Raw genomic sequence first — 13,001 nt, forward strand, 5'->3', positions numbered from 1 at the left:
CCTCTTACCTATAGATTGCGAACATCTCGCGTGATTTAGCCAGTTAGATAATGGAAATAAAAAAACAGCATTCGCTGGGAATGCTGTTTAGCCGATGATGACACGCTCTTTCGGATAATGATAATTCGCTTCACTTTCTCTTCGGCCAATTAAGTACAAGAAGCTTGGAATGCCGATCCGTCCAATAAACATGACCATCATAATGATACACTTACCGAAAACAGAGAGCTCAGAGGTAATCCCTAGCGATAGCCCCGTTGTTCCGAAGGCAGAACAGACTTCAAATAAATTTTCAAGAAGTGTATTATGCTCTGATAAGGTTAACAGGAATGTAGCTCCAAACACCAAAATAAAGGCCATCATCGTCACCATAAGGGATTTGTTAATATCCGCTTGATGAAGCTCTCTTTTGAAGATTTTGATGGACTTATTTCCTCGCGCAAAATGAAACAGTGCGAGTAAATTAAGGGCAAACGTGGTTGTCCGAATTCCGCCCCCCACCGAGCTTGGAGAAGCCCCGATAAACATGAGCATACATAGAAATAAAAGTGTCGGTTCCGTCAATTGGGTAATATCTAATGTCGTCAGACCACCGCTTCGCGTTGCGGTTGATTGGAACAAAGAATAAAACACGATCTCATGCCAGCTCTTCCCTAGAAAGGTAAAACGGGCTTCAAGTGCATATATTCCAATCGCTCCAACGACAACGAGCCCGCCAAACGTGATCGTTGTGATTTTTGTAAACAACGAAAACGATGCATGCTTTCGGTCTTGATTAAATAAATAGTCCTTTACTTCAACCAACACCGGAAAGCCAATGGCTCCAAAAATGATGAGCAGCATCGTAATAAATTGGACAAAATAGTCACCTTTGTATGGGATCAACGAATTCCCTGTAATATCAAAGCCACCATTGGTTGTCGCACTAATACTTGAGAAAAAGCCATGTAAGAAAGCCTCTTGCACGTCGTAATATTTGAGAAAATACATACTTAAAATCAAACCGCCGACAAACTCAATCAGCAAAATTAAATATAAAACCTGCTTCATTAGTTTCACAATTCCTGATAAATTGCTTTGGTTTTGGTCTGCCATGATGAGTTTTCTTTCTTTAATTCCAATCCTTTTTCGCATGACGATCCATACGAAGGTACCGAGGGTCATAATGCCGATGCCTCCGATTTGCAGAACAAACGCAAGAATCCACATACCTGCCACACTAAATGTTTGCGAGGTATCGACAACGGTTAGGCCTGTAACACTGACAGCACTCACAGCTGTAAATAAGGCATCAATAAATGTCCATTTCACTCCCTCTTGGTGAGCCACTGGGAGGCTGAGGAGAATGAACGACACTGTGACAGCGAGAAAATAATAAAGGGCAATCAGCTGGAACGCTGACAGCCGGTCAATTAACTTTTTAATTGGATTCATTGTCATTCCTTCTTTTATCTTTCTTTTCGAATACTTTATCATTTTAATGAAAAGAGACATGTTTTTAAAGGTATTTTATGCTTTATTTTCTTTTTCATCAAAAAGAAAAAGACATCCTGTAACAGAATGTCTTTTTGATCTTTCTTATTTTGCTTCTAGTCTTCTGATTCTTTCGTTTAAATCAGGGTGAGTCGAGAAAAGAGAAGCTTTTCTTTTACCACTGATTTTCAGTGTCGCGACTGCTGTTTGATCATCATCTTTGATTCTTGACGTATACGCCTCAAGAGAACGAAGTGCATGAATCATTTTGTCTTTTCCTGCAAGGTCAGCACCGCCGCGGTCTGCGTGGAATTCACGATGTCTAGAATATGCAAACACGACAAGGCTTCCTAGGATAGAGAAAATGATTTGGAAGACAATCACAGCGATAAAGTGGACAATCGGCACAAGCTCTTCACGTGAAACGAAACGACTTGCGATCCATGCCGCAATTCTTGAAAGGAAAACAACGAACGTGTTGACGATCCCTTGTAGCAATGTCATTGTCACCATGTCACCGTTCGCAACGTGAGCGACTTCGTGAGCAATAACACCTTCAACCGCTGCATCATCCATTTCATGCAGCAAACCAGTCGATACAGCAACAAGTGATCTTCTCTTAGAAGGACCTGTCGCAAAAGCATTTACTTCCGATGATTGATAAATACCAACCTCAGGCATTTTAGAAAGACCTGCTGCTCTAGATAATCTGTGAACACGGTCAACAAGCTGCTGCTCATCGTATGTTAATGTATCCTTTTCAGGGTTTAACACGCGCACACCCATCATCATTTTTGCCATCCAGCGAGACATTGCTAATGACATAAACGAGCCAACAAAACCAACAACTGCACTGAAGACAAGAAGATACATGATATTAAGACTTCCGTCTGCTCCTATATAAGAACCAACACCAGTTGTTGCACTAATAATCGAAAGTACAATTCCAATCGTAGTGATAACAAGAATGTTCGTTAATATAAACAGAAATATTCTTTTACCCATACATAACCTCCGCTGTCATATTAAGTTCAAATGAACTTATTAATAAAATTATAAAAATAAACGTCTCAAATTGCAAGGAAAAAGGAATCGTTTTCTATGTTTATCATAACGGCTTAAGCCCCGTCACTTCAATATTTATGACTTTTGCTACAGAACAGAAGTGAACAAATTGTGACGCGCCGTCCCAGTTTTTAGTTTGTTTTGCATTTTCATCGAAAAGAGATTATGATGTTGAATTAGATCAATAATCACGTTTTTGACGTACAAAATGAGGTGGAACATGGTTACTTTTAAATTAACGAGAATTGACATGACGAGACTTCTGTATTCTCTAAAAGGAGAGGGAGATCTGACTCCGCTTCAGCTTTTGAATCTATCTGTAAAAAGCGACAAAGATCATGAATATGATGAATTAAAAATCCCATCGTTTTTTGAAAAGCTCGAACGACGAAAGCAAAAAGCAGAGCACGGACTGTCAACAAATGAAATTGTTGAGCTTGGCAACTTGTGTGAGCTAACTTCCCTTAAATCGACGGCGATTCAAAACTGGATCAAACGTGATATTAAAGATATGATTGGCCATCCGGAGCTTGGCAAAAAGTACTCCATTGATCAGGTCGTTATTTTATTAATTGTCAGGGATTTAAAATCCGTTTTTGACTTTGATGCCATTCGCATGATCTTATCTGCCTTATTTAACACGATCACAGATCGAACGGATGATATTATTAGCCCAATCCGTTTTTATGAAGCATATGCGCACGTCCTTGATTTTATTTATCACCATACACATTTTCCGTTAAAGGAAACGAATTTACGAGAAATGACCGAGGAGCAGACAGACAAGCTCCATGAAGAGTTTACAGAATTGACGAAGAATCAATGGAATTTGATTAAAGGCATTATCAGTTCTACGGTCTTCTCTGTTTTCACTTCTCATTTGCAAAGCACAGCACAAGAAATGATGTTTAATACGTTGAAGCTTAAAAAGGATTAAATAAGAGCCGAGGTGACCTCATCACCTCGGTTTTTTTGTGCAGCAATTGCCAGCATAATTGCAGGCAGTTTTTTTCAAAATAAGAAGGCGCAACAAACATGAGGTGAAAGGAGGAATATGATCATGGCAAACCGAAATCAACTTCTTGTTCCTGGAGTAGAACAAGCATTAGATCAATTTAAATACGAGATCGCTCAAGAATTTGGCGTGACTCTCGGTTCAGATACAGTCGCACGTGCAAACGGCTCTGTTGGCGGCGAAATCACAAAAAGACTCGTTCAACAGGCTCAATCACAAATGGGCAATCAATCTAAATAATGACATGGTGAAATACGCCGGAGCAATTCTGGCGTTTTTTATTGTTCATATGTGTGCTCATGCCGTTTCTCGCGATAAAAGGCCTGCGCATCTTTTCCTTTTTGCTTAGCATGTTCTCTTTTTCGTTCACTGGACGTTCGTTTCTGATCCCTGTCGTTTTTTTTTGCGTGCTTTTCAGCATGACCACGTGATGTGTTGTTCGAATTCTTTTTTTCATTAGGGTCAGTTGAGTGATTTTTTTTTTGCTCTTTATCGAAAGAGCGATCCTTTTCCTCTTTTATCTGTTTGTTTTTGTTTTCATCATCAGGTTTTGTCTGGTGAGGCTTTTGAACAGACCCTTGCTCTTCCCTCTCTACTTCCTTCTGCTCTTTATCTTCGCCTTCAGGAGCCTCTTGATCAGGCTGCACGTCTTCGCTATCGTCTGTCTTTACTTCTTCTTGTTCGTCTTTGCCTGCTTGATCTTCATCATCTTTCTTAGGCTCTTCTTCTTTGACAGCTTCACCATCTGCTGCATCTTCATCCTTTTTGATGTCTTCTTGTTCTTTGTCTTGCATTTCTTGATTTCTAATATATGTTCCTGTTGAGATGCCTGCCTTTTGTGCTTTCTCTCTTGTTTCTAGGTCACCCTCCACAGTTTCTAGCTTGTAATCGCGCTTTTGATATTCACCAGAGATGGTGTTAATTTTGCTTTTTACATTTGTTTTATATGTATGATCCTGCTTGTTTTCATAAACGGTAGAAATATAAATGCTTTTAGAGTGGTTCACGTATCCCTTTTTATCACAATCGTCTATGATTTCCTGCACCACTTTGGTCATATCATTTTTTTCTAAATCTTTCATACTGGCGAGTACTTGTTTCGCATCTTTATTCAGTGGTGTGACGCCGATCACTTGATAATTGTGATCCAGCTTTAGCTCAAAGCTCGGGTTAATGTCAATCGTCATATACGCATATGCTTTTTGACTTGAGAAAGATGGCATCATAGTGAAAATCACGACAATAATAGCTGCGATTGATAGAATTCCTGCATTTAACGGACGTAAACGGAGCAGGTCAAAAAAACCGGCTCTTTTTCTTTCGAGACGTGATTCATTCGGAAATGTCACTTCTTGACCGATTTCATAGTCTTGCTGTTCGTACTTTGTCCGCAGAAATTGTCCATCAGGGGTCAGCAGCGTGACATATTTTTTGTTTTTCTCTACTATAATGCCTCTTCTCATGAATTAAGCACCCCTTTAAGGTAATCTTTCAAATACACATAATCACCCGTCATAATGATCGCCATCGCAATGATATATTTTCTATTTCTCTCAATCGTTTTGCGGCTGACTTCCACTAGCTTTTCCAGCTGTTTAACTGGCAATTGTTTTTTCTGAAATAAAATCGTTCTTAGCTCATCGTGTTCAACGAGTGTATGGGCCACTTTAATTGCATTTTGCCTGGCATCTGCATGCTTGGGTGAATGCTCAAGCAACTCTTGAAACGTGAGGCCGTATACTTTTAACCGTTCTTTAAAATGTTCAATCTCTTCTCTTCTGTGTTCTTGTTCAATTAAACGCCTATATTCATTTGCAGATAGCTCTGCTTCAATCATACTTTGAGAGTATTCGCCATTCTCACTTTCTTGAAGGTCCATTTGAACCGTTGGCGCATTTCTTGCTTCTTTTCGAATATAGTCGATCACTTTTCTTTTAATAATTAATTCCGCAAAAGCAAGGAGTGAGTTTCCTTTTTCGGCAGAGTATTTTTCTATCGCTTCATTAAAGGCAATTAAGCCTATGCTGAATTCATCGTCTTTTTCATCTATATATCGTTTACAAACGGATGAAACCGTCTTAGCGACAAATGGTTTGTATTGCTCTATTAATGCATTTTGCAGCTCACTATCACCTTGTTGGATACTGATAGCCGACTGCTCTAATGTTTGCTTTTTCTTTCCTTTTTTAAACAAAAGGCTAAGCAATGGTTTCACCTCAGTTCTCCCTATATTACTCATTTATGATAGCTAATTTATGAGGGAAGCGCAAAGGAAGAAATGAGGAATTCATTTCCTGTTACTCAATTATGACACGTATTTCATGATCTCCTTTACAACGTTTCGTCTAAAAGCAAAGAAATAAGGGGGTATCTCCCCCTTTTTTGTAATATACGTGTTATGAAAATGAAATGATATTTCTTTCAAAAAACCTACTCTTCTAGGCGCACCTCTTGTTTTTCCTTGCTTTCTTGCCCACCCTTTCTTGATGGACTTGATAAAAACCAGCCAAATGCTGCAATCGCGAGAAGCACCGTCCAGAAAATGACTTTCCATAATGTTGAATGAATGAAATGAGAGGACACGACTCCAATGGCGGGATGTGAAAGTGTATAAAGTGTAAGCTTCACGCCAACCCATCCGACAATGACAAATGCTGCTGTTTCTAGGCTCGGTCTTGTTTTGAGCAGTTTCACAAAGACAGTTGCTGCAAATCGCATGATGATCAGACCGATGATACCGCCTAAAAGAATCACGATAAATTGACCGCCATCAAGTCCACCGATTTGCGGAAGACTTGTTGTTGGAAGTGTCACCGCTAAAGCGACGGCTGCTAAAATAGAGTCTACTGCAAAAGCAATATCGGCAAGCTCTACTTTCACGACTGTTGCCCAGAAGCCGCTTTGCTTCATGTTCGTTTCTGATTCCTTTTTCTTAAATACATGAGATTTCAAAATATGGTGAATGGAAATATAAAGAAGATAAATTGCGCCAATTGCTTGAACTTGCCACACGTCCACTAAAAATGAAATAAGAAATAAAGAACCAAATCGCATGACAAACGCACCCGCAAGTCCGTAAAACAATGCCTTTTTTCTTTGCTTTTCAGGAAGGTGTTTGACCATCACGGCCATGACTAGCGCATTATCAGCTGCTAAAATCCCTTCTAATCCAATCAATACGAGAAGAACCCACCCGTATTCTAAAATAATTGCTGCATCCATCATCATTCCTCCTTGTTTTTATCTATTGTCCCACAACAGACAAAGGCTTATGAATGCAAAAAAGACCTTTGCCTGTATTGGCAAAGGTCTTGCTAGACATGTGATATGTAGAATCATGCCAACAAAGCCGATGGAACATATGTCCATGTAATGACGACTTTGTTTCCGGTAAAAACCGGACGCTACTCCCCTTTGGTGGGATTAAGAATATTTAGATTACTTATATCTTAATCAATAGATACTGAATTGTCAACAGATTACGTTCATCCCAATCCCGTGATTAAGCAGTTGGCGTTTCTGTTTTTCTCTTTCTTCGCTTTAGCCATATGTAAAGAACGAACAATAACACAACACCGATCCCAATCGGTAAAAGATATGGCTCTAAAATGGTGCCAACCTCTTTCCAGTTCTCCCCAAGCATAAACCCTAGATACACATACACAAACGTAATCGGTGTAATGGCCAAAAACGTATACAAGCAAAATACCCACACATTCATCTTTGCAATACCACATGGAATGGAAATAAGGGTTCTCACTCCTGGAATAAACCGGCCGCTAAACGCGACAAAACCGCCATGCTTTTCAAAGAAAGCATCCGATTTATCAAGCGACTCAGGTTTTACAAAAAAGTACTTCCCATATTTATTTAAAAAGGGTCTGCCGCCGTAACGTCCTAACCAGTACAAGGTCAAAGGACCAGCCACGCCGCCAAACGACCCTGCAGCCACGACACCGATGAAAGCCATGTCCCCTTCTGAGACCCAGTAACCCGCGAGAGGCAAAACCACTTCAGCAGGAACAAATTCAATGCATAATGCGAGGAAGATGCCAAAATACGACAAATTCTTAAAGGCATCAGCTAAAGAAATAATAAAATCTTCGATGTTTATCAATCCCTTTCACACATAATCAGTTTGACAGACCATATCGCTTTTAAAGCCGTGCCACTTATTAAACGAATAAAACCGAAGAAACGATTCACTTTTCATCGTTTTTTCATTAAAAGTTGATTTTACTATAAAAAATGAACAAAAAAAATGCTGATTGTCCTTTTTAAGTGAAGGAAAAGTGAACACAGAAGCCAATCGATCCGATATATTAAGTATATGTCTGTTTTTAGGATACAGGAGGTTTTCTCACATGACACATTTAACAGGAAGCTACAACGGATGGCTTGTCTTTCTGTCAGTCGCTGTCGCCGTTGTCGCCTCCTACTCAGCTCTTCATTTAGCCAGCCGAGTGATACAGTCAAGCGGCGCAAAGAAAAAGGTATGGCTGATCATTGGTGCAATGATCATGGGAATGGGGATATGGTCGATGCACTTTATCGGTATGATGGCATTTCACATGCGTGTAGGCATCACATACGAAACTCCCTTACTGATTTTATCGATTTTAGCATCTTTTATCGGTTCTTTGATCGCTTTTTCGATATGTATTCAGCAACAGCTCTCCACAAGGCGACTGCTGATTAGTTCAATCACTATGGGATCAGCTATGTGCAGCATGCATTATCTCGGAATGGAATCAATGGCCAATGTCTCAATTAGCTATGATCCAGTCCTCTTTTTTCTTTCGTTTTTCATTGCTGCGCTCGCTTCTTTCTTTTCGTTAAATCTCTTTTTTCGGCTCCATCGATCTGAGAAAAGACAGGCGGATCATCTGTTAAAAATAGCTGGCGCACTCATGATGGGTGTTGCTATTGCTGGTATGCATTATACCGGTATGGCTGCTTCTACCATGTTTTTTCATTCAGATGGGCGGGTCGCTGCGGGTGGTTCTCTTGAAATGTCGCCATTCAGTCTATCTATTTTCATTGGTTTAATGACTCTTATTGTCCAAACGCTGATGATTTTTGGCGCCTATATTGATCACCGAATCATGAAGCAGTCAGATAAGCTAAAGGAAAATGAACAGCGGTTCCAATCACTCATCAAACATAATATCGATGGCATTATCGTGTTATCAGTCGATCGAAAGGTACTTTCTGCCAATGACTCAGGTAAGCACATTTTAAAAATGTGCAATTTCTGGATCGGTGATGATGTCAGCCAATACGTGATGCCAAATGAGATGTGGGAAGAATTTATTTACCAATCTAAGAAGGCCATCACACGTGAAGCAGAATTGAAAACAGCAGATCGCTTTTATTATTACCATGTTACTTACATACCTGTTCACGTCAACAATACACTTGACAGCATTTATCTTGTGTTAAAGGATTTAACGCAGCAGCGGATTGCAGAAAAAGAAATTCATGTGATGGCACATTATGATGCATTAACTGAGCTTCCAAATCGGCGTCACGGCATCAATCATTTAAATGATGTTCTATCCGCTCAAGGAGAGACAAGGACATCAACGGCTGTTCTTTTTCTTGACCTGAATCGGTTTAAAATTATTAATGATGCACTTGGTCATAACATAGGGGACTTATTGCTCAAAGGCGCTGCAAACAGACTGACGCAATGTTTACCGGATAATGGCTTTATTGCTAGAATTGGCGGAGATGAATTTTTAATGATTTTCCCTCACATGGAGCATGATACATATAAAATTGAACAGCTTTCTAAAAATATCATCCGGCAATTTGAACGCCCTTTTTTCATCCAGAATCATCAGCTCATTACATCTATCAGTATTGGAATCGCGATCTCTCCGCAAAATGGAAAAGACGGGATGGAACTGATGAGAAAAGCAGATATGGCGATGTATTTATCCAAAAAACATAAGCAAAGCCGTTATGAGTTCTTCACCGAATCAATGGAAAGATCGAGTGAAGACAGGTTAAATCGAGAGCTGGAGTTAAGAGATGCCATTCAAAGAGAGCAGTTTGTGCTTCACTATCAGCCTCAAATCAGTGCCAAAACAAGAAAGATGACAGGGGTTGAAGCCCTTTTAAGAATGAGAGCGCCAGACGGTACCTTAAAGTCACCTGAAGCATTTATTGAACTAGCCGAGGAATCAGGCCTTATCATTGATATTGGCAGATGGGTCATTGATACCGCGTGTAAGCAGGCAAAAATTTGGTATGACACTGGTTTAAAGATTCCTGTGGCCGTCAATTTATCTGCTAAACAATTCAATTCTGAAGACTTAATCGATTTGATCAAGCTGACACTGAAAAAATACGACCTTAAGCCGTCACTGCTGGAACTTGAAGTCACAGAAAGTATGACAATGGACAACATCAAGCAATCAAAACAGGTGCTTACGTCGCTGAAGCAGCTTGGCGTTCGCATTAGCATTGATGATTTCGGTACAGGTCACAGCTCCTTAAGCTATTTAAAGGATTTACCAATTCATCGACTGAAAATCGACAAATCCTTCATTGAGGATATTCTAAGTGATTCAAAGTCTGAACAGATCACAGGTGCCATTATAGCGATGGGGCATCAATTATCTCTCGAAGTCATTGCAGAAGGCGTTGAAACCTTCGCACAAGCGCAGCTGTTATCTGCGCAGGGCTGTGACGATTTGCAAGGCTTTTATTATGCAAAGCCCCTTCCAGCAAGCGATATTGAGAAATTCATCGCCTATCCTGCATATGAGCTGGACACATAAAAAAAGGTGCCAATCCTGGCACCTTTCAGCGTATAGACAAACCCTCGCATTCTTTGTCAGGTCTGCGCTCCGGTCCTCACGAATGTCAAATTCGCTCCGCTCCGGTGCTCGCCCTTCCTAGACTTCAAAGGTTTTCTATCACGATAAGTTAAAAAAGACAAAGGGCTAAATTCAACATCATTTTAGCCCTTTGTCAACAATCTAAAAGGCGCCAACCATGGCACCTTTTCGTTTTATCTAAATAATAAATGCTGACTGTGAATGCCTGCTTTTTTCAGAAGACTAATCAATTGCTCTTGTTCTTCACGCGTCAGACCAGAAAACGCCCGCGCAATACGAAGAGAATGGATCGGGTAAATCTTATCAAGATAATTGCGCCCTTTATCTGTTAAATGGGCATAAACCGACCGTTTATCCTTAGGGTCCTGTTCTCTTTCAATGAAACCATTTCGTTCTAATTTGTCAATTACGTACGTAACATTCCCGCTGACAAGCAGGAGTCTTGAACCGATTTGCTGAAGCTTTTGAGCACCTCTTGTGTACAGCAATTCAAGAACGGCAAATTCAGTTGGATTAAACCCATGCTCTTTGCTGTCTCTAATACTGTGTTCTGAAACGCTTTTAAATGCTCTTGCAAAAACCTTGTAAAGCGTCATTGAACGTTCTACTTCTTCTTCATTAAACGATAGTCTCATCACATATCTACCTCTTATAATATTTTTTTAACTTCAAGGCTTTCTTGCGGTGCAGTTGGAGCCTTTCGTAAAAAATAGAAGTACGTTTTTGAAAACCCTTTCAACCACATAAGTGACTCCATTCGTGTTATGTATAAGATTTCGATATAAACTTTTAAAATCCTTCTTATTTTTCACAATCATCTCGAAAAAAAGCTTTTTTAGCAAACCATCAAGTTACGACACATTTTAACATAATCTGTAAAGACTCTATGTTTTCTTGCAGTTAATTCGTCAAATTTCTACAAAATTCAATATTGCTATAATATTGAATACGCAAAAAAAGAACCCTCTATGTGACGCGTGCACATTTCAAGGGATTTTTACAGATAGCGCTCTGTTTTGTTGAAAAAGAAATGATACTCTTTTTTTAAGTCACTAATTGTCATGTTTTTGGTCATATCAGGGCTGTAAACCCCTAACGAACACAGCTGCTTCGTATAATAACGTCTTTCTTTCGCTAAAGCTTCTTTTAATATACGTCGCACCGAATATCCCCTCCCTCCTATCAATTGATGTGGATCGGGTGCTTATGAAGACCTTTTATACAAATCATTTTGTACGGCTCTTAGAAGAGCATGTGCGTTCTGACCTGCAGCCTGCATGAATTGCTCAAGCAATTCATCCCTCTTCATATCTAACGCGATGATTTCTTTTGCCATACGAATGATCTGTGTTTGCTCCATCATATGCTCCTCCTCCTTTTTCAATTCAATTATATGTGCTCATGAGATGGTTTGCACATATAATGTTAAGTTTCCTCCCATTGTTTTTTCGTTTTTTTCATTTTTGTGTTATATTTTCTAACAAACGTTAGGTTTTTTTACTTGTCGTTCTATATAATATGAAGAAAAGACTTGCAGGGGTGAGTATATGACGCAGGAAGATGTATCTTATAAAGATAAAAAAGTCATTTCAATCGGGATTGTCAGTGAATTAACAGGACTTTCTGTCAGGCAAATCCGATATTATGAGGAACGTAAACTCATCTATCCCCAGCGCTCAACAAGAGGCACACGGAAATATTCATTTGCAGATGTTGAACGTTTAATGGACATCGCCAATAAAAGGGAAGACGGAGTGCAGACAGCTGAAATTTTAAAAGACATGAAGAAAAAAGAACAAGCATTAAAAAGCGGACAATATAAGAAAAAAATGCTGGAAGGCCAGATTAACGCACACTTCCGATACAAGAATCGATAAACAAATAAAGAATCGCTTACTCTTTAAAATTAAGGCTTTGTTCGTATGGATTGTTGCTAATGGCTTAATGAAAAAGAGACAGCGTTTTTGCTGTCTCCGTTATCAAACTAGAGCCCTTGGCAGTTTAAGTTTATAAATTCGCAACCTTTTACAGCTTAGAGTTATTTTAGTTAGAGTATAGTTTTAATAGCTCTTGTACTGGCAAACTATTTGTATTGTTCATGCCAACAAAATATTCTAATTGCCATTTCTGTGTTTCGATAGCTTGTTTGCTAGCGGGATTTTCCCAGCTAGGGTAAACTCTAATTGCCATTTTTCCTTTTGTAGTATCTGTTTTAAGAATATTGTGTTTTAGAAGAACTTCTTTCGGAAAAACGAATTGACCAAAATCATTTTCACTAGTAAAGGTATTGATCACTAATAAATCCGTAGCTTTTTCATATGAAAAGGGTTGGTTTTTATTTCCCTCATCTTTTTCCCAAAAAGCAACAAACTGTCCTATCTTAGTAGGCGTTATTTTTGCGACTCTAAATCTAATTGATTTTGAATTTAGCTGAAACAAACCAGCCCCATAATCCGAATTTTGGACTTCTTCTCGGACAGCTTTTAAGGACAAATGATTAGGTTCATCAAACATTTTATTTACATATGTTAACACATTATAAAATTCATTCACTGCTTTACACCCCTTATTTCACACTAATTCCAACACTCTTGAAATCA

The 13,001-nt window shown here is 39.2% G+C and carries 14 protein-coding genes and 1 riboswitch; of the genes, 4 read left to right on the plus strand and 10 right to left on the minus strand.

Annotated elements, in window-relative coordinates; translation table 11 throughout:
* Nucleotides 1–87: 87 nt before the first annotated feature.
* On the minus strand, nucleotides 88–1,434 hold the full coding sequence (locus C6W18_RS11360; RefSeq protein ID WP_105927615.1) for a TrkH family potassium uptake protein: 1,347 nt from the start codon (nucleotides 1,432–1,434) through the stop codon (nucleotides 88–90).
* Between the two features lie 144 nt (nucleotides 1,435–1,578).
* Nucleotides 1,579–2,478 (minus strand): protease HtpX, encoded by a 900-nt coding sequence (htpX, locus tag C6W18_RS11365; RefSeq protein ID WP_034322141.1) that lies wholly within the window; start codon nucleotides 2,476–2,478, stop codon nucleotides 1,579–1,581.
* Nucleotides 2,479–2,758: 280 nt separating this feature from the next.
* Here htpX and C6W18_RS11370 point away from each other — a divergent pair, with 280 nt between their 5' ends.
* Nucleotides 2,759–3,475 carry a DUF1836 domain-containing protein gene (locus tag C6W18_RS11370; RefSeq protein WP_105927616.1) on the plus strand — a complete coding sequence of 239 codons (717 nt, stop codon included), beginning with the start codon at nucleotides 2,759–2,761 and terminating at the stop codon, nucleotides 3,473–3,475.
* A gap of 123 nt (nucleotides 3,476–3,598) precedes the next feature.
* A complete protein-coding gene (locus C6W18_RS11375) occupies nucleotides 3,599–3,793 on the plus strand; it encodes an alpha/beta-type small acid-soluble spore protein (protein WP_003211343.1) in 195 nt (64 codons plus the stop codon).
* 38 nt (nucleotides 3,794–3,831) lie between these two features.
* On the opposite strand, the gene C6W18_RS11380 is transcribed toward C6W18_RS11375, so the two are convergent.
* The 4 genes from C6W18_RS11380 to C6W18_RS11395 form a co-directional block, all read right to left on the minus strand.
* Nucleotides 3,832–5,016 (minus strand): anti-sigma factor domain-containing protein, encoded by a 1,185-nt coding sequence (locus tag C6W18_RS11380; protein WP_105927617.1) that lies wholly within the window; start codon nucleotides 5,014–5,016, stop codon nucleotides 3,832–3,834.
* A complete protein-coding gene (gene sigI / locus C6W18_RS11385) occupies nucleotides 5,013–5,768 on the minus strand; it encodes an RNA polymerase sigma factor SigI (protein ID WP_039178045.1) in 756 nt (251 codons plus the stop codon). The genes C6W18_RS11380 and sigI overlap by 4 nt, the downstream gene beginning before the upstream one ends.
* A 215-nt stretch (nucleotides 5,769–5,983) precedes the next feature.
* Entirely contained in the window at nucleotides 5,984–6,775 is a 792-nt protein-coding gene (locus C6W18_RS11390) for a TerC family protein (RefSeq protein WP_105927618.1), read from the minus strand.
* Between the two features lie 31 nt (nucleotides 6,776–6,806).
* Nucleotides 6,807–6,978: riboswitch (yybP-ykoY riboswitch) on the minus strand.
* 77 nt (nucleotides 6,979–7,055) lie between these two features.
* Complete coding sequence (locus C6W18_RS11395) at nucleotides 7,056–7,670, minus strand: DedA family protein (protein ID WP_105927619.1); 615 nt, start codon at nucleotides 7,668–7,670, stop codon at nucleotides 7,056–7,058.
* A 247-nt stretch (nucleotides 7,671–7,917) separates the two neighbouring features.
* On the opposite strand from C6W18_RS11395, the gene C6W18_RS11400 reads away from it, so the two are divergent.
* Nucleotides 7,918–10,341 (plus strand): EAL domain-containing protein, encoded by a 2,424-nt coding sequence (locus C6W18_RS11400; protein ID WP_105927620.1) that lies wholly within the window; start codon nucleotides 7,918–7,920, stop codon nucleotides 10,339–10,341.
* Nucleotides 10,342–10,574: 233 nt separating this feature from the next.
* Here the strand turns inward: C6W18_RS11400 and C6W18_RS11405 are convergent, their stop codons facing one another.
* The 3 genes from C6W18_RS11405 to C6W18_RS20075 form a co-directional block, all read right to left on the minus strand.
* Nucleotides 10,575–11,039 carry a MarR family winged helix-turn-helix transcriptional regulator gene (locus tag C6W18_RS11405; RefSeq protein WP_105927621.1) on the minus strand — a complete coding sequence of 155 codons (465 nt, stop codon included), beginning with the start codon at nucleotides 11,037–11,039 and terminating at the stop codon, nucleotides 10,575–10,577.
* A 359-nt stretch (nucleotides 11,040–11,398) separates the two neighbouring features.
* The gene (locus C6W18_RS11410) at nucleotides 11,399–11,563 is read right to left on the minus strand and encodes a hypothetical protein (protein ID WP_034322162.1); all 165 of its coding nucleotides are present in this window, start codon (nucleotides 11,561–11,563) and stop codon (nucleotides 11,399–11,401) included.
* A gap of 42 nt (nucleotides 11,564–11,605) precedes the next feature.
* Nucleotides 11,606–11,761, minus strand: a complete 156-nt coding sequence (locus C6W18_RS20075; RefSeq protein WP_167331435.1) for a hypothetical protein — start codon at nucleotides 11,759–11,761, stop codon at nucleotides 11,606–11,608.
* Between the two features lie 187 nt (nucleotides 11,762–11,948).
* Here C6W18_RS20075 and C6W18_RS11415 point away from each other — a divergent pair, with 187 nt between their 5' ends.
* Nucleotides 11,949–12,278 carry a MerR family transcriptional regulator gene (locus C6W18_RS11415; protein WP_034322164.1) on the plus strand — a complete coding sequence of 110 codons (330 nt, stop codon included), beginning with the start codon at nucleotides 11,949–11,951 and terminating at the stop codon, nucleotides 12,276–12,278.
* A gap of 166 nt (nucleotides 12,279–12,444) precedes the next feature.
* Here C6W18_RS11415 and C6W18_RS11420 read toward each other — a convergent pair whose 3' ends face one another.
* Complete coding sequence (locus tag C6W18_RS11420) at nucleotides 12,445–12,954, minus strand: MepB family protein (protein ID WP_105927622.1); 510 nt, start codon at nucleotides 12,952–12,954, stop codon at nucleotides 12,445–12,447.
* Between the last annotated feature and the right edge of the window lie 47 nt (nucleotides 12,955–13,001).

The sequence above is a fragment of the Bacillus sp. LLTC93 genome, assembly GCF_002993125.1.
Classification (GTDB): domain Bacteria; phylum Bacillota; class Bacilli; order Bacillales; family Bacillaceae; genus Bacillus; species Bacillus zhangzhouensis.

Bases quoted from the DNA above. Each gene is read 5' to 3' on its own strand.
- C6W18_RS11360 (WP_105927615.1), bottom strand. From the start codon at position 1,434: ATGAATCCAATTAAAAAGTTAATTGACCGGCTGTCAGCGTTCCAGCTG.
- htpX (WP_034322141.1), bottom strand. From the start codon at position 2,478: ATGGGTAAAAGAATATTTCTGTTTATATTAACGAACATTCTTGTTATC.
- C6W18_RS11370 (WP_105927616.1), top strand. From the start codon at position 2,759: ATGGTTACTTTTAAATTAACGAGAATTGACATGACGAGACTTCTGTAT.
- C6W18_RS11375 (WP_003211343.1), top strand. From the start codon at position 3,599: ATGGCAAACCGAAATCAACTTCTTGTTCCTGGAGTAGAACAAGCATTA.
- C6W18_RS11380 (WP_105927617.1), bottom strand. From the start codon at position 5,016: ATGAGAAGAGGCATTATAGTAGAGAAAAACAAAAAATATGTCACGCTG.
- C6W18_RS11390 (WP_105927618.1), bottom strand. From the start codon at position 6,775: ATGGATGCAGCAATTATTTTAGAATACGGGTGGGTTCTTCTCGTATTG.
- C6W18_RS11400 (WP_105927620.1), top strand. From the start codon at position 7,918: ATGACACATTTAACAGGAAGCTACAACGGATGGCTTGTCTTTCTGTCA.
- C6W18_RS20075 (WP_167331435.1), bottom strand. From the start codon at position 11,761: ATGGAGCAAACACAGATCATTCGTATGGCAAAAGAAATCATCGCGTTA.
- C6W18_RS11415 (WP_034322164.1), top strand. From the start codon at position 11,949: ATGACGCAGGAAGATGTATCTTATAAAGATAAAAAAGTCATTTCAATC.